The 26,976-nt window shown below is 59.8% G+C and carries 24 protein-coding genes and 1 tRNA gene; 16 read left to right on the forward strand and 9 right to left on the reverse strand.

Annotation, left to right across the window (positions count from 1 at the left end; all coding sequences use genetic code 11):
* Window positions 1–165 precede the first annotated feature (165 nt).
* The 4 genes from K6T12_RS08520 (at window position 166) to K6T12_RS08535 (ending at window position 3,370) form a co-directional block, all read left to right on the forward strand.
* Complete coding sequence (locus K6T12_RS08520) at window positions 166–975, forward strand: transporter substrate-binding domain-containing protein (protein WP_222221423.1); 810 nt, start codon at window positions 166–168, stop codon at window positions 973–975.
* Between the two features lie 120 nt (window positions 976–1,095).
* A complete protein-coding gene (locus K6T12_RS08525) occupies window positions 1,096–2,046 on the forward strand; it encodes an amino acid ABC transporter permease (protein ID WP_222221425.1) in 951 nt (316 codons plus the stop codon).
* Window positions 2,039–2,785: an amino acid ABC transporter ATP-binding protein gene (locus tag K6T12_RS08530; protein ID WP_315853582.1), complete on the forward strand. Its 747-nt coding sequence runs from the start codon at window positions 2,039–2,041 to the stop codon at window positions 2,783–2,785. Before K6T12_RS08525 ends, K6T12_RS08530 begins: the two co-directional genes overlap by 8 nt.
* A gap of 219 nt (window positions 2,786–3,004) precedes the next feature.
* On the forward strand, window positions 3,005–3,370 hold the full coding sequence (locus K6T12_RS08535; RefSeq protein WP_222221427.1) for a bacteriohemerythrin: 366 nt from the start codon (window positions 3,005–3,007) through the stop codon (window positions 3,368–3,370).
* Between the two features lie 52 nt (window positions 3,371–3,422).
* Here the strand turns inward: K6T12_RS08535 and brnQ are convergent, their stop codons facing one another.
* Window positions 3,423–4,742 (reverse strand): branched-chain amino acid transport system II carrier protein, encoded by a 1,320-nt coding sequence (gene brnQ, locus K6T12_RS08540; protein ID WP_315853583.1) that lies wholly within the window; start codon window positions 4,740–4,742, stop codon window positions 3,423–3,425.
* Between the two features lie 566 nt (window positions 4,743–5,308).
* On the opposite strand from brnQ, the gene K6T12_RS08545 reads away from it, so the two are divergent.
* The gene (locus K6T12_RS08545) at window positions 5,309–7,177 is read left to right on the forward strand and encodes a methyl-accepting chemotaxis protein (protein WP_222221430.1); all 1,869 of its coding nucleotides are present in this window, start codon (window positions 5,309–5,311) and stop codon (window positions 7,175–7,177) included.
* 80 nt (window positions 7,178–7,257) lie between these two features.
* Here K6T12_RS08545 and K6T12_RS08550 read toward each other — a convergent pair whose 3' ends face one another.
* On the reverse strand, window positions 7,258–7,545 hold the full coding sequence (locus tag K6T12_RS08550; protein ID WP_222221432.1) for a hypothetical protein: 288 nt from the start codon (window positions 7,543–7,545) through the stop codon (window positions 7,258–7,260).
* A gap of 253 nt (window positions 7,546–7,798) precedes the next feature.
* Between K6T12_RS08550 and K6T12_RS08555 the strand changes: the two genes are divergently transcribed.
* On the forward strand, window positions 7,799–8,296 hold the full coding sequence (locus tag K6T12_RS08555) for an FKBP-type peptidyl-prolyl cis-trans isomerase (protein ID WP_222221434.1): 498 nt from the start codon (window positions 7,799–7,801) through the stop codon (window positions 8,294–8,296).
* Window positions 8,297–8,318: 22 nt separating this feature from the next.
* Entirely contained in the window at window positions 8,319–8,600 is a 282-nt protein-coding gene (locus tag K6T12_RS08560; protein ID WP_222221436.1) for a peptidylprolyl isomerase, read from the forward strand.
* A 249-nt stretch (window positions 8,601–8,849) separates the two neighbouring features.
* Here K6T12_RS08560 and K6T12_RS08565 read toward each other — a convergent pair whose 3' ends face one another.
* Window positions 8,850–9,275, reverse strand: a complete 426-nt coding sequence (locus K6T12_RS08565) for an immunity 22 family protein (protein WP_222221438.1) — start codon at window positions 9,273–9,275, stop codon at window positions 8,850–8,852.
* Between the two features lie 175 nt (window positions 9,276–9,450).
* Here K6T12_RS08565 and K6T12_RS08570 point away from each other — a divergent pair, with 175 nt between their 5' ends.
* Window positions 9,451–9,822 (forward strand): TfoX/Sxy family protein, encoded by a 372-nt coding sequence (locus tag K6T12_RS08570; protein WP_222221440.1) that lies wholly within the window; start codon window positions 9,451–9,453, stop codon window positions 9,820–9,822.
* A 73-nt stretch (window positions 9,823–9,895) separates the two neighbouring features.
* On the opposite strand, the gene K6T12_RS08575 is transcribed toward K6T12_RS08570, so the two are convergent.
* Window positions 9,896–12,772, reverse strand: coding sequence for a bifunctional diguanylate cyclase/phosphodiesterase (locus K6T12_RS08575; protein ID WP_222221442.1), 2,877 nt, complete (start codon window positions 12,770–12,772; stop codon window positions 9,896–9,898).
* Window positions 12,773–13,143: 371 nt separating this feature from the next.
* Here K6T12_RS08575 and K6T12_RS08580 point away from each other — a divergent pair, with 371 nt between their 5' ends.
* Entirely contained in the window at window positions 13,144–14,271 is a 1,128-nt protein-coding gene (locus K6T12_RS08580; protein WP_222221444.1) for a hypothetical protein, read from the forward strand.
* Window positions 14,272–14,852: 581 nt separating this feature from the next.
* On the opposite strand, the gene yfaE is transcribed toward K6T12_RS08580, so the two are convergent.
* The 3 genes from yfaE to nrdA form a co-directional block, all read right to left on the reverse strand.
* On the reverse strand, window positions 14,853–15,119 hold the full coding sequence (gene yfaE, locus K6T12_RS08585) for a class I ribonucleotide reductase maintenance protein YfaE (RefSeq protein ID WP_222221446.1): 267 nt from the start codon (window positions 15,117–15,119) through the stop codon (window positions 14,853–14,855).
* Window positions 15,120–15,144: 25 nt separating this feature from the next.
* Complete coding sequence (gene nrdB, locus K6T12_RS08590; RefSeq protein ID WP_222221448.1) at window positions 15,145–16,275, reverse strand: class Ia ribonucleoside-diphosphate reductase subunit beta; 1,131 nt, start codon at window positions 16,273–16,275, stop codon at window positions 15,145–15,147.
* Between the two features lie 97 nt (window positions 16,276–16,372).
* Window positions 16,373–18,637, reverse strand: coding sequence for a class 1a ribonucleoside-diphosphate reductase subunit alpha (gene nrdA / locus K6T12_RS08595; RefSeq protein ID WP_222221450.1), 2,265 nt, complete (start codon window positions 18,635–18,637; stop codon window positions 16,373–16,375).
* A gap of 424 nt (window positions 18,638–19,061) precedes the next feature.
* Between nrdA and K6T12_RS08600 the strand changes: the two genes are divergently transcribed.
* Window positions 19,062–19,145, forward strand: a tRNA-Tyr gene (locus K6T12_RS08600).
* Between the two features lie 265 nt (window positions 19,146–19,410).
* On the opposite strand, the gene K6T12_RS08605 is transcribed toward K6T12_RS08600, so the two are convergent.
* Entirely contained in the window at window positions 19,411–19,818 is a 408-nt protein-coding gene (locus K6T12_RS08605; protein ID WP_222221452.1) for a hypothetical protein, read from the reverse strand.
* 145 nt (window positions 19,819–19,963) lie between these two features.
* Between K6T12_RS08605 and K6T12_RS08610 the strand changes: the two genes are divergently transcribed.
* Window positions 19,964–20,170, forward strand: a complete 207-nt coding sequence (locus K6T12_RS08610; protein WP_222221454.1) for a DUF2788 domain-containing protein — start codon at window positions 19,964–19,966, stop codon at window positions 20,168–20,170.
* Between the two features lie 23 nt (window positions 20,171–20,193).
* Here K6T12_RS08610 and K6T12_RS08615 read toward each other — a convergent pair whose 3' ends face one another.
* Window positions 20,194–20,724 (reverse strand): HugZ family pyridoxamine 5'-phosphate oxidase, encoded by a 531-nt coding sequence (locus K6T12_RS08615; RefSeq protein WP_222221456.1) that lies wholly within the window; start codon window positions 20,722–20,724, stop codon window positions 20,194–20,196.
* A 131-nt stretch (window positions 20,725–20,855) separates the two neighbouring features.
* Between K6T12_RS08615 and K6T12_RS08620 the strand changes: the two genes are divergently transcribed.
* From K6T12_RS08620 to K6T12_RS08640, 5 genes are read left to right on the forward strand one after another with little or no spacing between them, the layout of a single operon-like run.
* Window positions 20,856–21,278 (forward strand): hypothetical protein, encoded by a 423-nt coding sequence (locus tag K6T12_RS08620; protein WP_222221458.1) that lies wholly within the window; start codon window positions 20,856–20,858, stop codon window positions 21,276–21,278.
* Window positions 21,279–21,314: 36 nt separating this feature from the next.
* On the forward strand, window positions 21,315–22,163 hold the full coding sequence (gene kdsA, locus K6T12_RS08625) for a 3-deoxy-8-phosphooctulonate synthase (protein ID WP_222221460.1): 849 nt from the start codon (window positions 21,315–21,317) through the stop codon (window positions 22,161–22,163).
* Between the two features lie 41 nt (window positions 22,164–22,204).
* Window positions 22,205–24,256: an SUMF1/EgtB/PvdO family nonheme iron enzyme gene (locus tag K6T12_RS08630; RefSeq protein WP_222221462.1), complete on the forward strand. Its 2,052-nt coding sequence runs from the start codon at window positions 22,205–22,207 to the stop codon at window positions 24,254–24,256.
* Between the two features lie 4 nt (window positions 24,257–24,260).
* Window positions 24,261–25,667, forward strand: a complete 1,407-nt coding sequence (locus K6T12_RS08635; RefSeq protein ID WP_222221464.1) for a DUF4139 domain-containing protein — start codon at window positions 24,261–24,263, stop codon at window positions 25,665–25,667.
* Between the two features lie 8 nt (window positions 25,668–25,675).
* Window positions 25,676–26,287 carry a tRNA-uridine aminocarboxypropyltransferase gene (locus tag K6T12_RS08640; protein WP_222221466.1) on the forward strand — a complete coding sequence of 204 codons (612 nt, stop codon included), beginning with the start codon at window positions 25,676–25,678 and terminating at the stop codon, window positions 26,285–26,287.
* Window positions 26,288–26,976 lie beyond the last annotated feature (689 nt).

Here is a 26,976-nt window from a genome sequence, read left to right on the forward strand (position 1 = left end):
TGAATTATCAATTTGCTAACCGGATAATTTCGGGCGAACCGGGGATGGCCATTTACTGTTGGTCATGGCGATCGGGTACCCCACTCAATCCGATCGGCGAATAATCGGCATCGCGTCGATTAGGGCTCCCCTCTCGATACAATAATAATGTTAAGGCCCTTGTAGATGAAAAAACTGTTCAAAACCGCAGTTGCCACGGTTGCGCTGCTCAGCTCCACGTTTGCATTCAGCAACTCCACCGCCGACGAATCCGTCATCAACAGCATTCTGTCCAGTGGCGAAATTAAAGTCTGCTTCGACGCCGGTTATATCCCGTTTGAAATGAAAGCTAAAAACGGCGGCTTTATCGGCTTCGATATCGATCTGGCCAAGCAGGTCGCCAAGGCGATGGGGGTTAAATTTACCCCGGTCAACACCGCCTGGGACGGCATTATCCCGACCCTGCTGACCGGCAAGTGCGATATCATCATGGGCGGCATGACCATTACCGCTCAGCGCAACCTGAAAGTTAACTTCGCTGACCCGTACGTAGTGATCGGCCAGACCATCCTGCTGCGTCCGGGCCTGGAAGGCGAGATCAAGAGCTACCGCGATCTGAACGACAGCAAATACACCGTCGCCACCAAGCTGGGTACCACCGGCGAGCAGGCGGTCAAGCGACTGATCGGCAAAGCCAACATCAGCCTGTTCGAGACCCAGGCCGATGCGGTACTGGAAGTCGCCAACGGCAAGGCGGATGCCTTCGTCTACGACCTGCCGTTCAACGCCCTGTACGCCAGCCAGAACAAGGGCCAGGTCAGCCATATCGAACAGCCGTTCACCTACGAACCGCTGGGCTGGGCGATCCGCAAGGGCGATCCGGACTTCCTGAACTTCCTGAACAACTTCCTGCGCCAGGTGAAAGGTGACGGCAGCTACGACCGCCTGTACGACAAGTGGTTCAAGTCCGACGCCTGGCTGAGCAAGATTCAGTAATCCCTCGCGCGCTCCGGCGCGCACTTACAGCCTGAAAGCCGATGGCTTTTGCGAAGCCCCGCCCCGGCGGGGCTTCGCGGCTGTATTTCCCTGTTTTATCCACCCAAGGCTTACTCTCCTATGCACGCAAAGCAGAAAGTCTGGCTATGGAATGCGGTCTTCGTCGCAGCCATTATCGCCATGGGATTTGCGGTTTACCTGTCGGGTAAGAAGATCGATTACACCTGGCGCTGGGAACGGCTACTACCCTACGTCGTCAACACCGAACCGCAAAACATCACCGCGCCGCGCGACGGCACTATAGAGATCGCCCCCAGCGGCAAGCAGGTCACCGTGGTCATGGATGACGGCAGCGAGCCGCTGGTCATCAAGAAATACAGCCAGCTGCTGGTGAGCGACGGCGATCTGGTGTTCGAAGGAGATACCGTCGCCCAGCTGGAACAGTGGCAGATCGGGCCCATACTCGAAGGCCTGATCGTCACCATCGAGATATCGGTCTACTCGCTGGTCTTCGCGTTGATCCTCGGCCTGATTGTCGGCCTGATGCGGATCTCCGCCAACCCGGCCGCCCGTAAGCTGGCGATCTTCTATATAGAGATCATTCGCGGTACCCCGCTGCTGGTACAGATCTTCATCGTCTATTTCTTCATCGGCACGGTGCTGGAGCTGGAACGTTTTACCGCCGGCGTGGTGGCGTTGTCGGTATTCACCGGCGCCTATGTCGCCGAGATCATCCGCTCCGGCATCCAGTCGATTCCGGTCGGCCAGATGGAGGCTGCCCGCTCGCTGGGTATGAGCTATCCGAAGGCGATGGTTTACGTAATCCTGCCGCAGGCCTTCAAGCGCACCCTGCCGCCAATGGCCGGCCAGTTCATCAACCTGATCAAGGATTCCTCGCTGGTCTCGGTGATCTCCATTACCGACCTGACCAAGGCCGGTCGCGAGGTGGTCAGCGGCAGTTTTGCACCGTTCGAGGTCTGGTTCACCGTGGCGCTGCTCTATCTGCTGCTGACCAGCTCGCTGTCGTGGGGTATTCAACGTCTGGAGAAGAGGTTAGCTGCCAGTGACTAATCGAAATGAGGATATGATCGTCGCCACCCGCGTGGACAAGTTCTACCCCGGCGGCGTACATGCGCTGAAATCGGTTTCCGCCCGCGTCAAACGTGGCGAGGTGGTGGTGATCGTCGGCCCGTCCGGCTCCGGCAAATCGACCTTCCTGCGTACCCTTAACCAGTTGGAGGAGATCGACAGCGGTTCGATCCTGATCGACGGCATGGACATGTACGCCCGCGGCACCAATATCAACAAGCTGCGCGAAGATGTCGGCATGGTGTTCCAGAGCTTCAACCTGTTCCCGCACAAGACCGCGTTGGAGAACGTGATGCTGGCGCCGCTGAAGGTCGCCAACCGCAAGCCCGATGAGGTGCGCGAACACGCCAAGGAGCTGATGTACAAGGTCGGCCTGGCCGAGCGGATGAACAACTACCCGTCCCAGTTGTCCGGTGGCCAGCAGCAGCGTGTGGCGATCGCCCGGGCGCTGGCGATGCGGCCCAATATCATGCTGTTCGACGAGCCGACCTCGGCGCTGGACCCGGAGATGGTCGGCGAGGTGCTCGACGTGATGAAGGGGCTGGCCACCGAAGGGATGACCATGGTGGTGGTGACCCACGAGATGGGCTTCGCCCGCGAAGTGGCCGACCGGGTTCTGTTCATGGAGGAGGGCGCCCTGCTGGTTGACGAAAAGCCGGACAAGTTCTTCGACAATCCGCCCCACCCCCGCCTCAAGCAGTTCCTCTCCAAGATACTCTGAGCCGCTAGCACGCATCTTCCGCGGCGGCCTGCAGCGGAAGATGCCCCTCCTCCTGCCACTACCGATTCCGTTGATCCCGGTCAGCTATAGCCGGCCTCGGGCCGCCTCGCGCTTGACCCCGCAAAGAGCCAGCCGGCACCCTGACTATACTGTTCAGAATACGGCTACGCGCTGTGTCCGACCATAGCTTGATTAGAGATATAACAAGGGACCGAGCCGATGCAGAAAACCAGCGAACTGATCTGGCAGGATACCCAGCACCGGGTACTGTTTGAGTTGATCGATCAGCTCAGGGCGCAGGAGATCGACGCCAGTGTGTTCGAGAAACTGACCGACTACGCCGAACACCACTTCGCGCTGGAAGAAGCCTATATGCGCCAGCTGGAGTATCCCGGCATGGATGAGCATATCGCCGCCCACAACAAATTCCGCCGCGAGCTGAACACCATGCTGGAGCAGCATCATACCTACGACGAAGCCCTGCGCCACTCACTGTCGATGTTCCTCAGGGAGTGGCTCAAACGCCATGTATTGGGCATCGATAAGCAGCTGGAACGGTTTATTCTGGAATCGAAACAGAAGTAGGGCAAAAAGAGGAATACAAAGGGCCGGTAACACCGGCCCTTGGCAGGAACGATCAGGTCGCCGGCGCCGTTTTCGGGCTCAGCCAGTTCAGCACCATGAACAGCAGCAGCACCGCCAGGGTCGGTGCCAACCAGGCCAGACCGACCTCGAACAGCGGCAGGAACGCCAGCGCCTCCAACGAACCACCCGTCGCTTTATACCCTTCCAGCAGGCCGAAACCGGCCGACACCAGCAGCACCAGCAGCAGCGCCTGGCGTGGGTAGGCCATCTGGCCGGCAAACAGGCTGAACAGGATCAGCGCTATCGCGATCGGGTAGACCGCCACCAGTAGCGGGATACTCAGGCTGATCAGCTCGCTCAGGTCCAGGTTGGCCACCAGCACGCAGGCGACCGCATTCAACACGACGAACTGGCTGTAACCGACCTGGTCGGTCAGGCTGGCGAAGTAATCGGAGCAGGCGCTGAGCAGACCAACTGCAGTGGTCAGGCAGGCCAGCATAATGACCGCCGCCAGGATCAACAGGCCGGCAAAGCCGAAGCGCTGCTCAACATAGGCGCTGAGAATCTGGCCGCCATTCTCCGCGGCCGGGACCAGCTCGGCATTACCGGCGCCGAGCAGGAACAGCGAAATGTAAACCACCGCCAGGCCGGCCGCGGCAATCAAGGCCGCGATCACCAAGTAGCGGTACTGATCGCCCGGTTGGTCGATCCCTTTCTTTTTCAGCAGGTCGATGATCAGCATGCCGAACATGATCGACGCCAGCGCATCCATGGTGTTGTAGCCTTCCAGGAAGCCCTGCACATAGGCGCCGCCAGCATAGCGTTCGCTGGTCGGCGCGGTCGTCCCCGGCTCACCGAACAGCACCGATGCGGCGAGCACCAGCAGCAACAGGATCAGCAGCGGCGTCAGCACCTTGCCGATCGAGTCCATCAACTTGCCGGGATAGAGCGACAGCCCGGCGGCCAGCAGGAAAAAGCTGATCGAGTAGTACAACTGGCCGTTGCCGCTGTCCTGCATGAAGGGGTCGACGCCCAGTTCGAACGCCACCAGGGCGGTACGCGGCGCCGCGATCAGCGGGCCGATGATGATGAAGATCGCTACCGAGATCAGTACCCCGATCCAGGCGGGCAGCGCCCAGGTCATGGCCGGAATACCGCCGCCGGCCTTGGCAACAGCGAACAAGCCCAGCAACGGCAGGCCAACCGCGGTGGTCAGGAAACCGGCCATCGCCGGGCTGACCTGTTCGCCGGCCAGCATACCGGCCAGGGGGGGAAAGATGATGTTGCCCGCGCCCAGAAAGAACGCAAAAGTCATAAAGCCGAGTCCGAGGATATCGGCGCCTGTCAAACGTTGAGTCAAGATGTGCCTCACGGTGAAACGGAAAATCGGAACAGATGCACCAAAGTCGCCGCCAGAATCATGGAACTTTGGTATGAGGCGCGCCTTGATACCAGTTCCACCGAAAAAACACAACCTTATAAGCCCCCGCTGACCCGAAACCCTCCTTTATTACACGGCAATTTCGGCTGAGATGACGGCCGGTGCCGGGCTCGTGTGACTGCGATTGATGACCACCGCCGATTTAATTAAACAAACGCTCACCAACGCCAGAGAGAGGCGTCACAAATTCGTCATAATTCCTCCGATCGACGGCTTTATTCAACTTTGGTCGAAAGCTATGATAGGCCGCCAAACCGGCAACTGGCTGCCAGAGCGCCGGTACAGACAGCACATTCGGGCGTCGCGCCCTGCAGTGGACGCCCATGACAGACGATCAAAAAGATAAAGATAACTAGAACCATGACAACAACGACCCCAAAGAGCGCCAGCGGATACCAAACAGCCACAGCGCTCCCCTATATGGCCCGATTTTCCCGGCGTGAAGCTGGCCACACTGTTAAGACTCAACCCGAGACTTCAAGGTAAAGGCGCCCCAGATGAAATTCAGCCATAAAATCGTTCTCTCCGTTTCACTGCTGATCGTGCTGACATTCGGCATCAGCATGGTCAACCAGAACATCCGCCTGACCGGCTCGGTAACCGAGCAGATCAGCGGCAGCGTCGACGAGATCACTTCCGGCATCGCCGGCACCGTCAAGGCACAGCTGGACAGCTATAAAAGCCAGGCCACCCTGGTGACCGGCATGCTCTCCCAGACCCGAGACCTGGAAGAGATGGGCCGGATCATCCGCCAGAATGAGTTGAGCCGAAATTTCCTGATGATCGGCGTCGGCTTTGAGAAAGACGGCAGCGCGGTGATCAGCGACCCCAGTTGGGCCCGCCCCGCCAGCTGGGATCCGCGTAAGCGCGGTTGGTATTCGCTGGCCCGCAACAGCGGCACCACCGATATCACGGCCCCCTACGCCGATGCCGGCACCGGCGAGATCCTGATCTCGGTAGCCGCGCCGGTGATGCATGACGGCCGCTTCGTCGGCGCCACCTTCTTCGATGTCAGCCTGGTCGGGCTGGCCAAGGTGATCAACAGCTTCAAGCTGATGGATGCCGGCTACGCCTTCATGGTCTCAGCCGACGGCACCACCATCTCCCACCCGCAGGCCAAGTTCAATGGCAAGCCGATGGACCAGTACCTGCCGGGCCTGCAAGTCAGCGACCGGGAACAGCAACTGGAGCTCGACGGCAAGGACTACCAGATATTCTTCAAACAGGTTGAGGGGATGCCCTGGTATGTCGGCGTAGCGCTGGACCGTGGCAAGACCTTCGCCCTGGTCGACGAGTTGAACCTGGATGCGTTGCTGATCGCACTGGGCGCCATCGCGGTCAGCATCATCGCGTTGATGCTGATCCTGAAAAAACTGATGCGTCCGCTGCATGAGCTGGAGCATGCGCTGAAGGATGTCGCATCCGGCGACGGCGACCTGACCCGCCGCCTGAGCACCGACAGCGATCCCGAATTCGCCATCCTGGCCGAGCACTTCAACAGCTTTACCGACAAGCTGCGCGGTCTGATCAACGAAGTTAAGCATGCCGGCCAGGAGATCAAGCACTCCACCGAGCGCTCCTCCGAAGGCGCCCTGGCCTCCAGCCAGGACATGTCCAACCAGCTGAACGAGCTTGAGATGCTGGCGGCTGCGATGAACGAGATGGTCGCCAGCGCCACCCAGATCGCCGGCAACGCCCAACAAGCGGCGGAAGGCGTCCGTTCGGCGGAGCATTCCGTCACCGAAGGGGGCGATTCGCTGGCCCACACCACCGAGGCGATCAGCCACCTGTCGGAGCATGTCGACGAAGCGGTCAACGTGGTGGTGAACCTGGAAACGGCTTCGGAGAATATCGAGTCAATCCTCGCCGTAATCAACGACATTGCCGACCAGACCAACCTGCTGGCACTGAACGCGGCGATCGAAGCGGCCCGTGCCGGTGAACAGGGCCGCGGCTTCGCCGTGGTGGCCGACGAGGTCCGTACCCTGGCCCACCGGACCACCGAGTCGACCAAGGAGATCCGCCAGATGATCGAGCAGCTGCAGCAGGGTACCCGTTCGGCGGTGGACACCATGAACAGCAGCAAGGAAGTGGTGGTCGGTGCGGTCGAGCGCGCCCAGCGGCTGGTCGACTCATTCGATCAGATCAAGCAGGCGATGCACAAGATTACCGAGATGAACGTGCAGATCGCTTCGGCATCGGAAGAGCAGAGCCTGGTCTGTGAAGAGATCAATCGCAACGCGATGAAGATCAAAGATATCTGCAGCCAGGTATCGCAGCGGGCCGACGGCACCAATAACCAGATCAACGATCAGCTGAGCCACGTCAAACGCCAGAACGACGCCTTGAGCCACTTCGTGGTGTAAGCGGGCGCTCTCCGGGCAGTGCGCGGTGTCTTTGCCGAGCCGCCGCTGCCCGGCTTTATCTATCAGCCTTCGGCCACTGTTTATCGACCGCCCGGGTCCTGTTCATTCTCGACCGCCTTGTCGATGATCTCCTTGTACAGGTTGATCACCTGCGCCAACAGCGGCTGGTATTGCGGGTAACGCTCGACGATCAGTTGACTGCGCCGGCTATCACTGATCACCTGTTCCAGAAAGGCGATGTCGAAATCGTTCAACCGCTCGCCCCGGTCCACCTTTTCCTTCAGATGTATTGCCCGCGGCAGACGTTGCTTGCTCAGCCGTTCCAGTACAACGGTTATGACCCCCAGGTCGTTTGAATTTTCAATCATCGCTGTCGTGCCACCGTTTCCAACCCTGTGAATAGCGTAGTGGACGCGCCTGTCCACCTCTATTTTGAGTCTACCGCCGCACTGTTTAAAATGTAATGAAAGCGCTGATACCGATTGTTGATAGCCGTTAAAAGGCGCGGCAATTAGCCACAGGGGTCGTCCCTATATCACCGCCTCTTGCCAATTGCCGCGGCAACGCCAATACTTCGCCCTTTAGCCCATCACCGGGCAGCCACTCCAGACAGGACAGACGATGACAGTAATCGCCGACGACAAGGTCATTCAATTTCACTACAGCCTGAACGACGCCGATGGCAACCCGATCGAAACCAGCCGTGACGGCGAGCCGATGGCGTACCTGCATGGCCACAACAACATGATTCCGGCGCTGGAAGCGGCGATGACCGGCAAGGCGGTGGGTGACAGCTTCAGCATTACCCTGGCACCGGCCGACAGCTATGGCGAGCGCGAAGAGGGCCGCCAGCAACGGGTGCCGATCAAACACCTGCAGGGCCTGCCCAAAGGTGCCCGCCAGTGGCAGCCCGGCATGGTCGCAATGGTCCAGACCGATCAGGGTGCCCGTCAGGTCACCGTGATCAAGGCCAGCAAGTTCATGGTCACCATCGACACCAACCATCCGTTGGCCGGCAAGACCCTGACCTATGATGTAGAGATCGTCGCCGTACGCGACGCCAGCGACGAAGAGATCGCCCACGGCCACGCCCACGGCATTGGCGGTCATCAGCACTGATCCGTAAGCAAAGGAGAAACCTATGGCACGCGCAACCGCACGACATATCCTGGTCGCCACCGAGGCCGAATGCCAGGCATTGAAAGAGCAGATCGCCGCCGGCGCCGATTTTGCCGAACTGGCCAAACAGCACTCCCAGTGCCCGTCCGGCGCCCAGGGCGGCGACCTGGGCAGCTTCGGCCGCGGCCAGATGGTACCGGCTTTCGACCAGGTGGTGTTCAGCGCCCCGGTCAACGAAGTACAGGGCCCGGTCAAAACTCAGTTCGGCTACCACCTGCTGGAAGTCACCAGCCGCGACGACTGAACGCCGAATTGAAACACCGAAAAGCCACCGCTCAGGTGGCTTTTTTAGTTGTTGCGCAGCGCCCGCCATACGCAACCTGCGGCCGGCCGCAGACACTCCCGCACTCCCCCACCGGCAACGCCTAAGCCTTGTCGGGTGGACAGGTTTTTTGTGGCCACGCGGCGTTTGTTCATCTGATGTAGATGTTTGCCGCTAACCCGCGAAGAACCTGAATTTCTGTGTTTGGCACTCTACAGGCCGGCCAAAAAATCAATAAAGGCCGTCCGCCTCGTCGTTATAATCGAACACGCCGACAAAACGGGTATAGGCGTCCTCAGTGACACCGGTCTGTTGTGGGTCGTAGGCGAAATCGTACAGCAGAATCAACCAAGTGATCTGCTCCAGCTGTTGTGTGCGGGCCTGCGCCAGCAGCTCTTCGACAAAGGAGCTGGAGAAGGAGCACTCGCCGGCACAATGCTGTAGCGAAACGCTCCCCTCCATCACGCCGTTGGTCGCCAGCCGCTCGCCATCGTAGAAACCGAAACCGTAGTTGCCGGCCCACTCATTGACCGGAGCCCCGCCCTTGCAGCGAAAATCCTCTTCGAAATAGCTGTCGGGAATCAGTGCATAGGGGGTCTGCGAAACCCAGATCGATACCTTGTCTTCACAACGAAAATCGGGCCCATTGAACTTCACCGTCACCCCCAAATGTCTGCTCGTTGACAGCGGCCTCTGCCGCCGGCTCCTGGCGAGTGTAACCGAATCCGGTAGCCGTCGAACAGTTGCTGCCACGGTTTCGCAACGGGATCGAAATAAGCAGCTATCATACTTACGGGTCAAGCCATGGCGACAACGACGGATGGAGGGCGGGATGGCATACGATCAGGGGCTGGCGCAGCGGCTGCGTGAACTATTGGCCGAACAAGCTGAACTGAGTGAGAAAAACATGTTCGGCGGCCTGGCGTTCATGCTGTCCGGCAATATGTTCTGCGGGGTGGTGAACGATACCCTGGTCGCCCGGGTCGGCCCCGAACGATACGCCAAGGCCCTGAAAATCCGCAACGCCCGGCCGATGGATTTTACCGGCAAACCGCTTAAGGGCTTCGTCTACGTTGATCCGGCCGGCTACGAGAGCGACCAGCAGCTACAGGAGTGGGTAGAACTCTGCCTCGCGTTCGTCCGCACCCTGCCGGCCAAGCAGGGCGTCAAACAGGATAGCGCCGACTCCGCACCAGCGGGCTAGCCACATCAGCGTCCCCGCCCCCCCAGGGTGAGCAGCCGGGGCATCAATCCCGGATTCGCCGGTTGTCAGCGCTTCAACCGGGTTCAACCGGGTTCGCCTGCTCAAGCTGCGCCCCCATCTCCGCCGCCGGCACTGGCCGGGCATAGAGGTAGCCCTGTAGCTGGTCGCAACCGGCCTGCCAAAGGAAATCCCGCTGCTCAGGCGTCTCGATCCCTTCGGCGATGGTTTTCAATTTCAGATGGCGGGCGATTTCGATGATCGAACGGGTCAGTGCCCCATCCTCCTGGTCGCCCGGCAAGCCGGCGATAAAGCTTCGGTCGATCTTCAGCTTATCGAGCGGAAAAGTCTTCAAATAGGACAAACTCGAGTAGCCGGTGCCGAAATCATCCAGCGCCACCTTGACGCCCATCTGACGCACCTGGGCCAGAGTCCGGGCGGTATTCTGGACATCGTCCATCAGGATGCTCTCGGTTACCTCCAGCACCAGCAATTCCGCCGGGAAGCCGGTTTTATCCAGTGCGCGACGTACCGAGCCGACCAGGTCGGTACGGAACTGGCTGGCCGAGACGTTCACCGCAATGGTAATCGGCCGGTAACCGGCGGCCAACCAGTCGGCGCCCTGCTGACAGGCGCTATCCAGTACCCAGTAGCCGATCGGCAGGATCAGCCCGACCTCCTCCGCCAACGGGATAAAGTCGGCCGGACTGACCAACCCCAACTCCGGATGCCGCCAGCGGATCAGTGCCTCGCAACCCTGCGGTTGTGAATCGTCGCAACTGTATTGCGGTTGATAGAACAGCTCGAACTCCTGCCGGTTCAGCGCCTGGCGCAGCGCCGCCTCCAGAGTCAGCCGCTCCGATACCCGGGTATTCATCTCCGAAGCGAAGAACTGGAAATTGTTACGTCCCTGCTCCTTGGCGTGATAGAGCGCGGTATCCGCATTGCGCAACAGGGTTTCGAAGTCACTGCCATCTTCCGGGTAGATCGTGATGCCGACACTGGGGGTAATGACCAACTCCCCCCCAACGCCAGCCAGCGGTTCGGCAATGGTGGCGATCAGCTGGTTGACAAGGTTCGCCACCGCAGTCGGTGAGTCCTGGTCGGCCATCAGCACCGCGAACTCGTCACCGCCCAGCCGGGCCACCACGTCATTCTCGCGCACCGCCTGCCGCAGCCGGTCGGCGATCTGCTGCAGTATCTGGTCGCCGACACCGTGGCCGAGCGAATCATTGATGTTCTTGAAGCGGTCCAGATCGATGGAGATCAACGACAGTTGGCCGCCGTAACGCTGAGCCGACGCCAACGCCTGGGTTACCCGCTGGCTCAGCAGGTGGCGGTTGGGCAGGTCGGTCAACGGATCGTAGTCGGCCAGGTACTGCAAGCGCTCCTCGGCACGTCGACGCTCGGTCATATCCGCCAGGGTGGCGATGTAGTTCACCACCCGCCCCTGAGTGTCATAACAGGCCGATATCGACAGCCACTCGGGAAACAGCGTGCCGTCCTTGCGGCGATTGACGATCTCGCCCTGCCAGCGCCCCTCCGCCGCCAGGGTCTGCCAAAGCTCATCGTAGAATTCGGCACTGTGGTTACCGGATGACATAAAGGAGGGGTCACGTCCCAGCGCTTCAGCCTCGCTGTAACCCGTGATGTCGCTGAAGGCCGTATTGACCGCAACAATCCGGTTGTCAGGACTGGTTACCACGATCCCTTCGGTGGCGGTCTCGAATACCCGGGCGGCAACCTCCAGATCGCGGGCATTGGCCCGCAACGCCTCCTGCTGCTGGTCGATATTATGCTGATAGCGTTCGAACAGGGTCCGCAGCCAGCGTGAAAACAGCAGCGTAGCCGACAGGGTAATCACCGCCGACACCAGCAGCGCCAACACCAGCATGCTGTTGTCATCCTGCAGCCGCTGGTTCAGTTCACGGGTCTGTTGTGCCAGCAGACGGTTGATATCCTCCGGATAGATACCGGCGACCAGAATCCAGTCCCAACCCGGTACAGGCTGAACCAACGACATCTTGTGGCTGCTCAGTCCGCTATCCGGCCGGTACCAATCATATTCGACAAATCCGCCGCCCTGCCCCGCCTTCTCGATCAATCGCTCCACCAGCGACGCCTCGGCCGGGTTTTCGATCTCGCTAAAGTGCCGACCGACCGACGCTGGTGCGTTGGGATTGGACAGCACCCGGCCATTCTTATGCAGTACCGCGTAGTAGCCATTCTCACCAAAGCGCAGCTGGCCGACACGGCGCAGCACCTCGGCCTTGAGATCGTTCTCGATCCGGAAGACATAGTCGCCGGCACCGATCAGCCAGTCGTAAGGTTCAAAATAACGGGCATAGGCGATCTTGTCGCGCATCTGGCTGTCATTACCCGGGGCATACCAGCGATAACGTGCGAAACCGTTGCCTGCCGGATTGGAAACCGCGTCGATCAGCAACTGCATGATCGGCCGGCCGGTATCGTCACGATTCTCGAACAGCGAGGTCCCTTCCAACTGCGGCGCGGTCGGCAGCAATACGCAGTTGCCCGCCATATCGTCGATAAAGATATAACCGCGGCCATTGAAGAAACGGACGTCGCGCAGGGATTCGACGATCATCCGTTTGATATCCGCATCGTTGCGGACGCCCTGGTTCTGCCGGTAGATGCCCTGTGCGATGGTTACCGCGTGGTCGACATGCTCCTGCGCCTTCTGCTGCAGAACCTCCTCGGCACGGGAACGCATGTAGTTGATGTAGTCGAGGGTGGCCGCCACCTCGGACTGCAACTGCGCCTTTTGCTGCTTGACCACTTCCGTCTGCAGATCCTGCAGGCGTTGTTCGCTGTCGACCTGGAAGCGGTAGAGGAAAAAACTGGTGACGCTGAGAATCAGCACCATCACGATCGCCACCATACCGAACGATTGGTAACGCGGCAGTGACTCGGCATTGATTCTCAGCTTCATAAACTTTTCTTACAGCAACGGTTGGAGAAAGGGGACAGCAGCCAAATGGCCCCGCTTAAATGGCTCTGAAGCCGCCCCGAGGCTCCGCCTACTGTACACCAGCGACCAGCATTCAAACAGACGTATTAATAACTTATTGCCTATATCAATACATTTTTTAACCCACAACGGGACAAGTTCGGCCATAATAGGGTGCTACCCTGCTCGCGATGCAAGCCGGGAAGTCGCTTTTAGCCGTTGAATATTCAAGAGATTCAATACACTTGATACAGATCAAGGAACAAACGTTCTGTAACTTGATCAACCGGATATCAAACCGGGGTTTTGCCAGACACACTGCAAGATTCAAACAAACGTTAGTTAGGAAAAGGATGTTCCTGCTGATCCGCACCATCTATCCGACTTCCCTCTGGATGCTATTGGGGCTATTGCTAAGCGGCAACGCGAACGCGGAGCTATACGAGCTGGGCCCGGACAACGGACAACTGCCCGACATCATTCTGGAAGCCGAATACGATTATTACGGCGAGAACGGAAAACTATCCAAGCTGAACAACCGCCATTTGCGTCCGCCACACGCCCTGCCGGTCTCCACCAGCGCCATTATCGATCAACTCAATCATCAGCTGGACAAATACAACCGGCCAGCGCCCGAGGTGCATATCACCGACCGGCTGCGCTGGGGCCGTTTCGAACTCTACACTGTACTGTCGCCGTTAAGCGGCCGGCGCAAGATCGCCCGCCAGATGCCGGTGATCTGTCGCAGCAAATACGACTGCCTGGTGGACCGGCAGTTCGAGATCAAGCTGAGTTCGGATCAGATCAACCTGCTGAAGTGGGTTCAGCATCAGCTGGCCAGCCAGCAGGGCGGCAACCGGCTGGACGACCCAAAGGTCGCCGAGGTTACCCAAAGCTACAAGCTGTTCAGCATCACCGATACCGACAGCCAGCAACAGCCAGCCATCAACCTGTGGCTCAACCTGAAGCTGTTCAGCCGCCCCCAGCGGATTCTGATATCGGCCGATGGGATTGCACCAAAACCGGATCGGCCCGCCCTGCAGGTAATCAGCCAGTTGATTAAACAGGCCCACAGCTTGCCCCGACGGAAGCTTCGCACGGACCATCCCCAGGTGGTGGCTTTGATGCAGCACCAACTGCAAACCCCGTTCGCCGCCCAACTAAGCTTTCCATTCAGCCGGATGCGCCGTGCCGACAACGGCCTGCCACGTTTCCAAAAGCTGGACCTGAACGGCACCGAGCTGCTCAGTGAAATGCAACACTGGCACAGCCTCACCCCGGTCGGCTATCTGGACAGCAACGGCGTCCGCCACCTGTTGTTCAGCCTGAATGACGACCCCGGCGATCTGCACCTGCTGCCAGTCGACTGCGGCAGCGGACTTTGCAACCGACTGCATGCCGACCTGCTCCGCGGTACCGAATACAGCCTGCTCAACCACCCACTGGTTCTGAACCAACTGGCCAGCTACCTGGCCCACTAACCGTGGCCCGACTCCCGGATTGAGGTATCCGAATTTCGAAAAGGCTTTACCGGCGATACCGAGACGAAGCCCGCAGCGACGAACCCTTGAAGCCCTATCGCAGCGGTTTAAGGAAGCTAGAGATGGGCGCTGTTTCCGGCGCCTGCCGGCCTTGTGGTTGCTCACCAGCAGCCTCGTATGAATCGCACCGAGACACGTTTACCCCGAACCAAGCTTATACACAGATTCTGTGGATAACTCTGAGGATAAGGTTTTGACAGTGGCCGCCAGCGCCCGAAATACGGGGCAGTAGCTCAATTTGTCCAAAATACAAACAGAACTATTTATCTCTTTAAAATCAATAAGTTAAATATGTCAATACGGACAGAATAGATTCGAATGAGAAAATTCTCATCTGCAGAGCACAAGACGGAAGGCTGTGGATTACAGTCACTGTCAAGACTTGAAATGGCAAAAAAGAGCTAAAAACAGCACCAAGAACGGAGTTACCCCCAGCCGCTGACTCGCGACTGTCATAGAGCAGGCCGGCGCTTTCCCCCTGCCCCGGCGGACAGATGGATCAGCGGAGGAGCCCCACGGGCTCAGTCCTCCGGTATCTCGATCTCGATATGGGTTTTAGGCTTGCAACAGCAGGTCAGGATCTCGTCGCCCTGCAGGTCGACCAGGCTGTCCTGCACGTACTCCACCTCGCCATCGATCAGCCGCACCTTGCACATGCCGCAGTAACCACCACGGCAGTTGTAGGGCGCCGGTATCTCCTGCGCCTCCAGCGCATCGAGCAGGCTGAACTCGTACTGGTAGAAGAATGTATCGTAGTGATTCACCTTGATACGGGGGATACCGGACATAGTGCTCTCCTGGGTTGCCGGCCGGTTAGAGATCGAAACCGTCGAAGTCGTCCTCACCGACCTCGTTATCGATCTGGCCGACCAGATAGGAGCTGATCTCCGCTTCCTGCGGCGCGACCTGAACGTTGTCGCTGACCAGCCAGGAGTTCATCCAGGGCAACGGATTCTGCCGCGCCGGGAACAACTCCGGCAGCCCCAGCGCCTTCATCCGCACATTGGTGATGTATTCGACGTAATCGCCCAGGATCTGGGCATTCAGGCCGATCATCGAGCCCTCGCTGAACAGATAATGGGCCCAGTCCTTCTCCTGCTGCGCGGCCTCGGCGAAGATCTTTACCACCTCCTCGTGGCATTCCTGCGCGATCTCCTTGAGCTCCGGATCGTCGGAACCGGATGCCATGATGTTCAGCATGTGCTGGGTACCGGTCAGGTGCAGCGCCTCGTCACGGGCGATCAGCTTGATGATCTTGGCGTTACCCTCCATCACCGCACGCTCGGCGAATGCGAACGAGCAGGCAAAGCTGACGTAGAAGCGGATCGCCTCCAGCACGTTGACCGATACCAGCGTCAGGTACAGCTTGCGCTTCAGGTTGCGCATGCTGACATCCATCAGCTTGCCGCCGATGTTATGTTCACCAGCGCCGTGGATGGTGTAGATATTGACCAGCTCGATGAACTCGTCGTACAGCCGGGTCACCGATTCGGCCCGCTTGATGATCATCGGGTTGGTGACGATCTCATCGAACACCTGCGACGGCTCGGTGATGATGTTGCGGATGATATGGGTGTAGGAGCGGCTATGGATGGTCTCGCTGAACGCCCAGGTCTCGAACCAGGTTTCCAGCTCCGGCAGCGACACCACCGGCAGGAAGGCCACGTTCGGTGAACGCCCCTGCACCGAGTCCAGCAGGGTCTGGTACTTCAGGTTGCTCAGAAAGATATGCTGCTCGTGCGGCGGCATCGCCATGAAGTCCTTGCGGTCGGTACTCAGATCGACCTCTTCCGGACGCCAGAAAAAGGACAGCTGCTTCTCGATCAGCTTCTCGAAGATCGGGTACTTCTGCTTGTCATAGCGGGCAACGTTAACGCTACGGCCGAAAAACATCGGCTCCAGGGTGGCATCATGGTCGCTTGAACTGAACGTGGAGTAGAGCATTGCTTCGCTTCGTTCCTGAAATACAACGTAAAAAACCGGCCCTGCGCGAAGGGTCGCGAAGGCGCCGGTTAATGGTCAATTGAATACAAGCCGGGGATCAGAGCTTGCAGGCGCCGCCTTCACATCCCATGTCGTCGTGCTGGTCTTTAGCACCGTCACGGGTGTTGTGATAATAGAGCGTCTTGACGCCATTCTTGTAGGCGGACAGCAGGTCCTGCAGCAACAGCTTCATCGGCACCTTCTCGCCCGGGAACTTGGACGGGTCATAGTTAGTGTTGGCCGAAATCGCCTGATCGACAAACTTCTGCATGATACCAACCAACTGCAGGTAACCGTTGTTGTTCGGGATATCCCACAACAACTCGTACTGATCTTTCAACTCGCTGTATTCCGGCACCACCTGCTTCATCACACCGTCCTTGCTCGCCTTGACGGAGACGAAACCGCGCGGCGGCTCGATACCGTTGGTGGAGTTGGTGATCTGGCTGGAGGTCTCGCACGGCATCAGCGCAGTCAGGGTACTGTTGCGCAGGCCGAACTCGCGGATATCCTCGCGCAGGGTCTCCCAGAAATAGTGCAGCGGCTCTTCGCAGAACTCATCCACCTCGCGCTTGTAGGTATCGATCGGCAGCAGCCCCTTGGCGTAGGTGGTCTCGTTGAATTTCGGGCAGGCACCCAGCTCCTTGGCCAGCGCATTGGAGGCCTTCAGCAGGTAGTACTGGATCGCCTCGAAGGTACGGTGCACCAGGCCGTTGGCGGAGCCGTCGGAATATTTGACGCCGTTCTTCGCCAGGTAGTAGGCGAAGTTGGTCACGCCCACACCCAGGGTACGGCGGTTCATGGTGGCGTGTTTGGCCGCCGGGATCGGGTAATCCTGGTAGTCCAGCAGGCTGTCCAGTGCCCGCACGATCAGGTCGGACAGGTTCTCCAGCTCGTCCAGGTTCTCCAGCGCCCCCAGGTTGAAGGCGGACAGGGTGCACAGCGCAATCTCGCCGTCCGGGTCGTTGACGTCGTTCAGTGGCTTGGTCGGCAGCGCGATCTCCAGGCAGAGGTTGGACTGCTTGACCGGCGCCACCGCCGGATCGAACGGGCTGTGGGTGTTGCAGTGGTCGACGTTCTGGATATAGATACGGCCGGTCTGGGCACGTTCCGCCGCCAGCAGGCCGAACAGCTCGACCGCCTTGATGGTTTTCTTGCGGATGCTGTCGTCCTGCTCGTACTTCAGGTACAGCCGCTCGAACTCATCCTGGTCGGCGAAGAAGGCGTCATACAGCCCCGGCACCTCGTGCGGGCTGAACAGGGTGATATCGCCGCCCTTGATCAACCGGGTGTACATCAGCTTGTTGATCTGCACGCCGTAGTCGATATGACGGACCCGGTTCTCTTCGACGCCACGGTTGTTCTTCAGCACCAACAAGGATTCAACTTCCAGGTGCCAGATCGGGTAGAACAATGTCGCAGCACCACCCCGCACACCACCCTGCGAGCAGGATTTGACCGCGGTCTGGAAGTGCTTGTAGAACGGGATACAACCGGTGTGGAACGCTTCGCCGTTGCGGATCGGGCTGCCGATGGCACGGATCCGACCGGCATTGATACCGATGCCGGCACGCTGGGAGACGTACTTGACGATCGCCGATGCCGTCGCGTTGATCGAATCCAGGCTGTCGCCACACTCGATCAGCACGCAGGAGCTGAACTGACGGGTCGGTGTCCGCACGCCGGCCATGATCGGGGTCGGCAGCGACAGCTTGAACTCTGAGCAGGCATCGTAGAAACGCTTTACGTAGCCCAACCGGGTCTCTTTCGGATAGCCGGAGAACAGGCAGGCAGCCACCAGCATATAGAGGATCTGCGGGCTTTCGAACACTTCGCCGGTTACCCGGTTCTGTACCAGGTACTTGCCTTCCAACTGCTTGACCGCCGCGTAGGAGAAGTTCATATCGCGGTTGTGGTCCAGGTAGCTGTTAAGCTGATCCCACTCAGCTTCGCTGTAATCGCTCAGCAGGTGCTGATCGTAGCGCTTGTCTTCGACCATGCGTACCACATGATCGTACAGCCGCGGCGGCTCGAACTTGCCGAACGCACGCTTGCGCAGGTGGAAGATCGCCAGGCGCGCGGCCAGGTATTGATAATCGGGCGCCTGCTCGGAGATCAGATCGGCGGCGGATTTGATCAGTGTCTCGTGAATGTCGGCAGTCTTCATACCGTCGAAGAACTGCAGGTGGGCCTTCAGTTCCACCTCGGACGGAGAAACTGCATCCAGGCCATCTGCAGCCCAGATTACTACTCGATGGATCTTCTCCAGATCCAACTGCTCTCGTCGACCATCCCGCTTGGTAACCATCAAATCTTGCTGCATCGAATGAATCCTGCTTCCCACTCTAGATATGTCGTAACCGGGCTGGAGCGAACCTGGATCGAACGCTGCCGGGTATGCCGAATCAGCGGCTTACCAGCATCGAATCCGAGGGCCGGCAGCACCTGCACCCAATCCTCAGCCAGCCACAACATATTGTGTAAGACCTGTTAAAGAGCACTAAATATAGTGAGCAACCGCCCGAATTCAACTCTTGATTTTGCCTTATCTTGAGTGTAGGCGGCGGGGGCATTTTCGCGCAAAGCGAGACAGCACGCGGGCTGCGAAAAAGCTGTTCAAAATTCAGCCAGCAAAAAAAAATTTAACGCCCGTTTGAGGGGCCGCCCGCGGCGCTGAGCGAGATCAAAAAACCGTTACCGGGCCTTTACAGCGGCCACCTAAATATTTAGTATACGCGCCCTCTGCTGGTGAGGTTCCCGAGTGGCCAAAGGGATCAGACTGTAAATCTGACGCGCGAGCTTCGGTGGTTCGAATCCACCCCTCACCACCATCTCTCTTATACCCCGTAACACGTTGTTCTCGCAGGCTGCGTGCCCCGTCAATCACACGGAAACGGACGGTAATTACCTTCCCCGCTACGCGTTCGCAATCCCCGCAAAAACCAGAGCACGCTCAACAGGCTAACCGGCGATGATCGGCCACTGCCAACCCTGACCGCGAACTGACAATCACTGCACGCCGAATCCCTCCAGCCGCTCCGCCACCGCCGCCCCGCCGCAACCCCCCTAAGCACCGTAAGAGCTGACAGATTCGCTCTAAAGAGTTGCGACAAAATCGAAGAAAACACTGACATTTTCGCCGCCTGAAAACTGCGAACCAGCAGCAGAAGCGGGCGCCATGCGGGCAGCCGCCCATGGAAAGCGCCAGCATCGGCAAACTGCTTGGTCGAACATATTCGAAACCTCGACCAGATAAGCGGCCGGATCAGCTCGCCACGACGGGCGACAAAGAGGTAATCCCAGGTCAGCGGAATAAAAAAACGCCCCCTCCAGACGGTCCGCGAGCATACCGATCAACACCGGCAGCACTCCGTCACGTCCTCTGGAGGAGCAATATCTTGCGGGGAAATAGGATTTGCTGATAGTACCCTGCTGGGCAGCAACGACCTTGACCACCATCAACCAATCAAACAACAGAACCAATAATAGCCAAGCATAAAACACTAATCAGGCTATTTTTTCAAACAACAGTTCGATTCATATCGCCAGCAATCCCGACCAATCCCCAAGCCGGCAGTTGGCAAGGTTTGCATTGCCGGGCAATTCCGTTAGCATGTGCGCCAACTCAAAAGACCACCCGGAGACCGCCATGCGCCTGGCAGAGATTGAAAGCATTGCGTTGAACATAGGCCTGACCCTGTTCGCGGGCTACGTGTTTTTTATCATTTATGACCTGGCCAAGAAGTCGAATGCCGGCAAGCTGGGCACAGCGGTACTGTTCTTCGCTCTGGGGCTGGGGTTGGCCGCTTTCCTGGCTAAAAACGTGGTGGTAGAGATGATCGGCGGCGGCATCTAGCCCCCTCCGATCGACGATCGGTGTCAGGCGCCAGCGCGCGCCTGCAACCGGTCGGCATCGATATGCCTCAATGCGCCGCTCGCCGGCTCCACCTCGAACGCCCGCCCGAAGCCAACCACATAGCTACCGCTCTGCGGCACCAGCCGAAACAGCCGGAAATCCGGCAGCTCGCGCAACATGGTGATCATCGACCCATGGCATTGCGCCATTCGCGCCAGCACCGCCCGGTAGTGCTCACCTTGCCGATCGATCTCTACAGCCTCGCAACGAAAGCTCAACCGTTCACGCGCGAACAGATTGCGGCTTTCCGACTCTTCGCGAATAAACAGCACGCCGGCCTTGGGGTGTTGCAGCAGGTTCCGGGTATGGGACGCCAACTGACTGATATAGATATAGAAACTGCCATCGTCATCGCGCAGGTAGGGGGCATAGCTGAGCTCAGGCATGCCGTCGGCTGCCAACGTCGACAACAGCAGCGAGCGCCGCGCCTCCATCAACGCCCGGCAGTCCACTGACAACCGGTCAAGTTCCTGCTGAGAAATTTCCGCAGCCATCCTGTTTCCCCGCCGTTTGTTGTATATAGTTAAAGCTACAAGATGGAATAAAATCCATGGAGAAGCTCAGGATTTTACGGAATTGGCCGAGTCTAATGTAGTAAGGCCAGGAAATTTTCAGGGAGGTTGTCATGGACAGCCTGCAAGTTTTCATCCGCCACCCGGATGAAATTCCGCTTGAGCTGAGCAGTTTCGACAGCTATGACGAAACTCGCAGTGAATCCCGGCAGCTGGGGTTGATCTGCAACAGCCCACACCGGTTCGAGAACGGCAGCTCGATCCGAATCGCCTTCCCTTTCATCGACAAAAGCGAAAGCTCCGACCTTATCGGCGTCGTCAACTCCTGCCGTAAGATCAACTCCGATTACGAACTGGCCATCGCCTTTCCCAATCAGGACAGTGCCATGCGTATGCGGATGCTGGAGCAGCGCGCCCGGATCTATCTGTACCAGCAGAAGATGGCCCAGCTGTACGACCGCCATCTGTCCGAACAGGATGCGGCGCTTGAGTGGATCGACCGTTATGCCGCCAATTTCCCGACCGATGACGTATAATGGCGCCGACCAAGAATCCACTACGATGGAATAGCTATGCAGCAGAAAGTTGTTCAGGTTGGCGGCCTCGAGATCGCCAACGATAAGCCGATGGTGTTGTTCGGCGGTATGAACGTGCTGGAATCGCGCGACCTGGCGCTCAGCATCGCCGAGCACTACGTCAAGGTGACCGAAAAGCTCGGTATCCCTTATGTGTTCAAGGCCTCATTCGACAAGGCCAACCGCTCTTCACTCAACTCGTTCCGCGGCCCGGGCCTGGACGAGGGGCTGAAGATCCTCGAAGAGGTGAAAAACACCTTCAAGGTGCCGCTGATCACCGACGTACACGAGCCGCACCAGGCCGCGCCGACCGCCGAGGTGTGCGACATCATCCAACTGCCGGCTTTCCTGTCACGCCAGACCGACCTGGTGCAGGCGATGGCCCAGACCGATGCCGCGATCAACATCAAGAAAGCCCAGTTCCTGGCGCCGCAGGAGATGAAGCATATCCTGCACAAGTGCCGCGAGGCCGGTAACGACCGCCTGATCCTTTGCGAGCGTGGCACCAGCTTCGGTTATAACAACCTGGTGGTCGACATGCTCGGCTTCACGGTAATGAAAGAGTTCGGCTACCCGGTGATGTTCGACGCCACCCACGCCCTGCAGATGCCGGGCGGTCGTGCCGATTCCGCCGATGGCCGCCGCGCGATGGTGGCCCAGCTGTCCCGCGCCGGCCTGTCGCAGGGGATTGCCGGCCTGTTCCTGGAAGCCCACCCGGACCCGAATGTCGCCAAGTGCGATGGCCCCTGTGCGCTGCCACTGGACAAGCTGGAGCCCTATTTGGCGCAGATGAAAGCGGTCGACGAGCTGGTCAAGAGCCTTCCGCCGCTGGATACCAGCGCCTAATCAGCTGAGTTAGCTGACGTGTGAGGTAACCGGACCGCTGTATGGATCAGACACAGGACAATCCCACCAGCATTCTCAAAGAAGGGCTACTGCTCGGCCCGGGACGTCACTTCAAGCTGCAAAGTGAGGTCGCCTCGCTGTCGCTGGGCCGGCTGTGGAAGGTCAGCGACCTGGGGCCCGGTAGCCGAACCACCCTCAGCCTGCTGTTTGTCGACCCGCTGCTGGTCGCCCACAGCAGCTTCCTGAATACCCTGAAGAGACAGCTGAACGATGCCAAGCGGGTCAAGCACCCGCACCTGGCCGACCTGCAGGGCTTCTTCCAGTTGCGCAACGGCCTGCTGGCAGTCACCTGCGAGCCCCTCGACGGCCTCAGCCTGCAGCGGCTGATCGAACAGGGCGATGCCCGCAAGCTGAAGCAGGGGCAACTAAAGGGGCTGCTGCTGCAACTGGCAACCGTGCTCGACTTCCTGCACAAGCGCCATGGCAGTCCCCATGGCGCGCTTTGCCCGGAACTGGTATTCATCAACCGCGGCAGCGGCATCAAGCTGCTCGGCCAAGGACTGCGTACCACCCTGGACAGCTGTAACGACAACCTGCCCCAGCCGCTCAGCTACCCGCAATACCAGGCCCCGGAAGCGATCCATCCGGGCAATGTCCGTGCCAGCGCAGACGTGTTCTCGCTGGCCTGCATCGCCTACCAACTACTGACCGGCGAGCTGCCGTTTCGACTGGATGATAACGGTCAACGCCAGGGGATGCCCGATAAGCAACCGCGCAATCTGAGCGACCGCCAGTGGCTGACGCTGCAACGCGCCCTGTCGGCCAATCCAGACAACCGCCCGCTCAGTGCCACGGCGCTGATCCAGGCATTGTTCGTCGAGGAAGCTGAGGAGCCTGCCGATCAGGCGCAGCCCAACGCGGCTGCGGATCCCACGAGCAACACCGCCTTATCCGACAGCAGCCCTCCAGCCGCTAGCGACAACCATAGCGACACCAGCCAGACGACAAAAAAATACCGTCTACCGGGTTGGCTAAACCTGCCTCGACTGAATCGGCCACTGGTCTTTGCCGGCGGCTTTATCTGCGGCTTTCTGTTGGCTCTCGCCTTGGGCCAATACTGGCTGGCGGACCGCCACTCCACCCGCGAACGACTCGCCGGCCAAAGCTCGACGCCGCCAGCGCCGACCACCGGTAGCGCAACTCAGCCGACCGCACAGCAGGATAACGCAGCCAACATCGAAGCATTGCAGCAACAGATCGCCCAGCAGGCCGAGGCCCGCGAAGCGGCCAAGGAAACCAACCCGCAGAGCAGCGACCTGGCCGAACCGCAACGCAACAGCCAAACCCTGTTCCGCGATCAGATCGACGGCGATACCTACGGCCCGGAGATGGTGGTGATCCCGGCCGGCGAATTCATCAAGGGCGACGACAGCCGCCAGGCCGACGACAACGAGCGCCCGGCCCACCGGATCCACATTCAGCGTGCGTTCGGCCTGTCGCGGTATGAAGTAACCTTTGATGAGTACGACCTGTTCGCCAAGGATAGCGGCCGCCCGCTGCCTGACGATGAGGGCTGGGGCCGCGGCCGCCGCCCGGTGATCAACGTCAGCTGGCACGATGCCCAGGCCTATGCCCGCTGGCTGGGTCTGGTGACCGGCCAGCCCTACCGTCTGCCGACCGAAAGCGAGTGGGAGTATGCCGCCCGGGCCGGCAGTCAGACCCGCTACTGGTGGGGTGACGAGCTACTGCAGGGCTATGCGGTCTGCGACGAATGTGGCAGCCGCTGGGACGGCCAGCAGAGCGCGCCGGTCGGTTCGATGAAGCCGAACCCCTGGGGGCTGTACGATATGGCCGGCAACGTCGACGAGTGGGTCGCCGACTGTTACGCCGACAACTACAGCGCCACGCCGCGTGACGGCAGCGCCTGGCAGAACGGCGATTGCAGCGAGCGCGCCATGCGCGGTGGTTCCTGGTTCGATATCGGCCGGCTGATGCGGCCGTCCAGCCGCTACCGTAACCCGGCCAGCGGCAGCCGCAACAGCTGGGGTTTCAGAGTCGCGCTCGACATTAACCCAAGGACGACGGAGAACTGAATTTATGCGCCCTACCCTGACCGCCCTGTGCTTCTGCAGCCTGCTGCCCGCCAGCCTGGCCCTGCAGGCCGCACCGCTGAAAATCGGCGCCGACCAGCGCGAATCACTCAGCCTGACACTCTATAACCAGGACCTCGGTCTGGTGCGCGAGAGCCGCCAGCTGCCGCCGCTACAACCGAACCAGCTGGCGGTGATCGAGGATGTCAGCGCCCGTCTGCAGCCCAACAGCCTGCAGATTCGCGGTGCCGGCAGCATTCTGGAGCAGAATCACACCGCCGACCTGCTGACCCATGACAACCTGCTGAAGCACTATGTCGGCAAGACCCTGCAACTGGCCCGCACCAACCCGGCCACCGGCAGTGAAACCACCCAGGAGGTCAAGCTGCTGGCGCTGGACCGCGATCGCGCACTGATCAGCCGCGGCGGTTTTGTCGAGAGCATCTCGCTGAACTCAAACTGGCGCTTCATCTTCCCGGCACTGCCGGAAAATCTCAGCGCCCAACCCAGCATCAGTTTCCGCAGCGGCGGTACCGACAAAGCACAGAGCGCCGATATCAACTACCTGACCAGCGGCCTGAACTGGCAGATGGACTACGTATTGAACCTGGCGGCCGACGGCAAGCAGGCCAGCCTGAACGGCTTGGCCACGCTCAACAACTACACCGGCAGCCACTTCCCGGATGCCCGCATCAGCCTGCTGGCTGGCTCGGTTCAGGCACCGCAGCCACAGCCCTACCAGCCCACCCAGAAGCGGCTGGCCGGCATGGCAATGATGGAAGCCGCCGACAGCAATGCGCCGCGCGAAGCCCTGCAGGACTTCCACCTCTATACCCTGCCGAAGCCACTGACCCTGCTGAACAACCAGCAGAAGCAGGTCAGCTTGATCAACGCCCGCCAATTCACCCTGGAAAAACGCTACCGGCTGCAGTTCCTGGTTTATCCGCAGCCGCTGGCACCGGACAGCCAGCTGAAACCGGGCGCCATCCTGCAATTCGACAATAACAAGGCCAACAAGCTGGGCGACCCGATGCCGGCCGGCCAAGTGCGGGTGTTCAGTCCCGACGCCCAGGGCCAGCAGCAGTTCATCGGCGCCAGCTTCATGCCGCACATCGCCGAGGATAACAAGGTACGGCTGGAGTTGGGCCAGGCATTCGATGTCAGCATCGACCGCCAGCAGACCCAGTTTGAGAAGACCTATGACGGCCATGTGATCAGCCAGCAGCTGCGGATCTCCAACCGCTCCGGCCGCGATAGCAGCATCGAGCTGATCGCCGATTTCCCACGTCGTTGGCAGATCGAGACCAGCAACCACAAGTTCGACAACCGGGGCCGCTCCGCCCGCTGGCTGATCAAGCTGCCGGCCAAGGGCGATGCACTGCTGTCGTTCCGGGTACGGCTGTACGACAAGTAAGCCACCCGATGAGTGAAGCGAACTGCCCGGGCTGCGGGCTGGCGACGGACTACTGCGTCTGTCGCTGGGCCCGCCCCCACCAGACCCAAGCCCGCTTGGCGCTGCTGCTGCATCCCAACGAACCGGCCCGCCCCTCCAATACCGCCCGCTTAATCCGGCAGGTGCTGCCGGACAGCAGCTGGCACCTGTGGGCGCGCAAGCAGCCGCCGGCGGAGCTGCTGCAACGGCTGAAGCAGCCGCATATCCAGCCCTGGCTGATCTTCCCGGCCGACCGACCTGAACTGGCCGAACGCGCCCACCCCTGGCAACCGCCGGCAGCGGGCAAAACCGCGCTGTTCATCCTGCCGGACGGCACCTGGAAAGAGGTCCGAAAGCTGCTGCGCCAGAGCCCCTGGCTGGATGACATACCGATCCTGGCGTTCGACCCGCCACAGCGCAGCCGCTATACCCTGCGCCGCAACCCGGATGCCGATCATCTCTGTACCGCCGAGGTGGCTACGGCACTGCTGCAACTGACCGGCGAGCCCGGCGCCGCCAACGACCTGGACCGGCTGCTGGACCGTTTCCTGAGCCACTACCACGCCTGGCAGCACCACCAGCCGGTACCGGATCGCAGTTAACAAAATTTGCTGTTGCCCACGGCTCCTGCTAGTAACAAAGCAGGCTGCGATGAGCTACGGCACCCTGTAGCAGCGGGCTCCGACCGCGACGGGGCTGGCACGGTCGGCGGATGACACCTGCGGAACGGGCTGATACGCAGGTTTCGTCCCTGTTGATGGAGCGGCTTTAGCCGCGCCCTACGTAGGTTCTTTCGAAGCCCGCAGATGTCGCCCGCAGAGCGGGCTGCTACGGCAGGGCTTATGTAGCAGCGGGCTCCGACCGCGACGGGGCTGGCACGGTCGGCGGATGACGCCTGCGGAGCGGGCTGATACGCAGGTTTCGTCCCTGTTGATGGAGCGGCTTTAGCCGCGCCCTACGTAGGTTCTTTCGAAGCCCGCAGATGTCGCCCGCGGAGCGGGCTGCTACGGCAGGGCTTATGTAGCAGCGGGCTCCGACCGCGACGGGGCTGGCACGGTCGGCGGATGACGCCTGCGGAGCGGGCTGATACGCAGGTTTCGTCCCTGTTGATGGAGCGGCTTTAGCCGCGCCCTACGTAGGTTCTTTCGAAGCCCGCAGATGTCGCCCGCGGAGCGGGCTGCTTGTATCTCTCGTTGATGGGTGATTAGCTACCGCCCATCGCAAGGAGCCGGTGAGCCAGGCGGGCTGCGAAGTCGAAAAGACTGCCCTGTAGATGAGGCCCCGGCTCCTA

Origin of the sequence: Marinobacterium arenosum, from assembly GCF_019795155.1 — a bacterium.
Classification (GTDB): domain Bacteria; phylum Pseudomonadota; class Gammaproteobacteria; order Pseudomonadales; family Balneatricaceae; genus Marinobacterium_C; species Marinobacterium_C arenosum.

Excerpts from the sequence above, each read along its gene's own strand:
- K6T12_RS08525 (WP_222221425.1), top strand. The coding sequence starts at position 1,096 with ATGCACGCAAAGCAGAAAGTCTGGCTATGGAATGCGGTCTTCGTCGCA.
- yfaE (WP_222221446.1), bottom strand. The coding sequence starts at position 15,119 with ATGTCCGGTATCCCCCGTATCAAGGTGAATCACTACGATACATTCTTC.
- K6T12_RS08615 (WP_222221456.1), bottom strand. The coding sequence starts at position 20,724 with ATGGCTGCGGAAATTTCTCAGCAGGAACTTGACCGGTTGTCAGTGGAC.
- K6T12_RS08610 (WP_222221454.1), top strand. The coding sequence starts at position 19,964 with ATGCGCCTGGCAGAGATTGAAAGCATTGCGTTGAACATAGGCCTGACC.
- K6T12_RS08555 (WP_222221434.1), top strand. The coding sequence starts at position 7,799 with ATGACAGTAATCGCCGACGACAAGGTCATTCAATTTCACTACAGCCTG.
- K6T12_RS08570 (WP_222221440.1), top strand. The coding sequence starts at position 9,451 with ATGGCATACGATCAGGGGCTGGCGCAGCGGCTGCGTGAACTATTGGCC.
- K6T12_RS08550 (WP_222221432.1), bottom strand. The coding sequence starts at position 7,545 with ATGATTGAAAATTCAAACGACCTGGGGGTCATAACCGTTGTACTGGAA.
- nrdB (WP_222221448.1), bottom strand. The coding sequence starts at position 16,275 with ATGCTCTACTCCACGTTCAGTTCAAGCGACCATGATGCCACCCTGGAG.
- K6T12_RS08535 (WP_222221427.1), top strand. The coding sequence starts at position 3,005 with ATGCAGAAAACCAGCGAACTGATCTGGCAGGATACCCAGCACCGGGTA.
- K6T12_RS08640 (WP_222221466.1), top strand. The coding sequence starts at position 25,676 with ATGAGTGAAGCGAACTGCCCGGGCTGCGGGCTGGCGACGGACTACTGC.
- K6T12_RS08520 (WP_222221423.1), top strand. The coding sequence starts at position 166 with ATGAAAAAACTGTTCAAAACCGCAGTTGCCACGGTTGCGCTGCTCAGC.
- K6T12_RS08575 (WP_222221442.1), bottom strand. The coding sequence starts at position 12,772 with ATGAAGCTGAGAATCAATGCCGAGTCACTGCCGCGTTACCAATCGTTC.
- K6T12_RS08630 (WP_222221462.1), top strand. The coding sequence starts at position 22,205 with ATGGATCAGACACAGGACAATCCCACCAGCATTCTCAAAGAAGGGCTA.
- K6T12_RS08580 (WP_222221444.1), top strand. The coding sequence starts at position 13,144 with ATGTTCCTGCTGATCCGCACCATCTATCCGACTTCCCTCTGGATGCTA.
- K6T12_RS08620 (WP_222221458.1), top strand. The coding sequence starts at position 20,856 with ATGGACAGCCTGCAAGTTTTCATCCGCCACCCGGATGAAATTCCGCTT.
- K6T12_RS08545 (WP_222221430.1), top strand. The coding sequence starts at position 5,309 with ATGAAATTCAGCCATAAAATCGTTCTCTCCGTTTCACTGCTGATCGTG.
- K6T12_RS08635 (WP_222221464.1), top strand. The coding sequence starts at position 24,261 with ATGCGCCCTACCCTGACCGCCCTGTGCTTCTGCAGCCTGCTGCCCGCC.
- nrdA (WP_222221450.1), bottom strand. The coding sequence starts at position 18,637 with ATGCAGCAAGATTTGATGGTTACCAAGCGGGATGGTCGACGAGAGCAG.
- kdsA (WP_222221460.1), top strand. The coding sequence starts at position 21,315 with ATGCAGCAGAAAGTTGTTCAGGTTGGCGGCCTCGAGATCGCCAACGAT.
- K6T12_RS08560 (WP_222221436.1), top strand. The coding sequence starts at position 8,319 with ATGGCACGCGCAACCGCACGACATATCCTGGTCGCCACCGAGGCCGAA.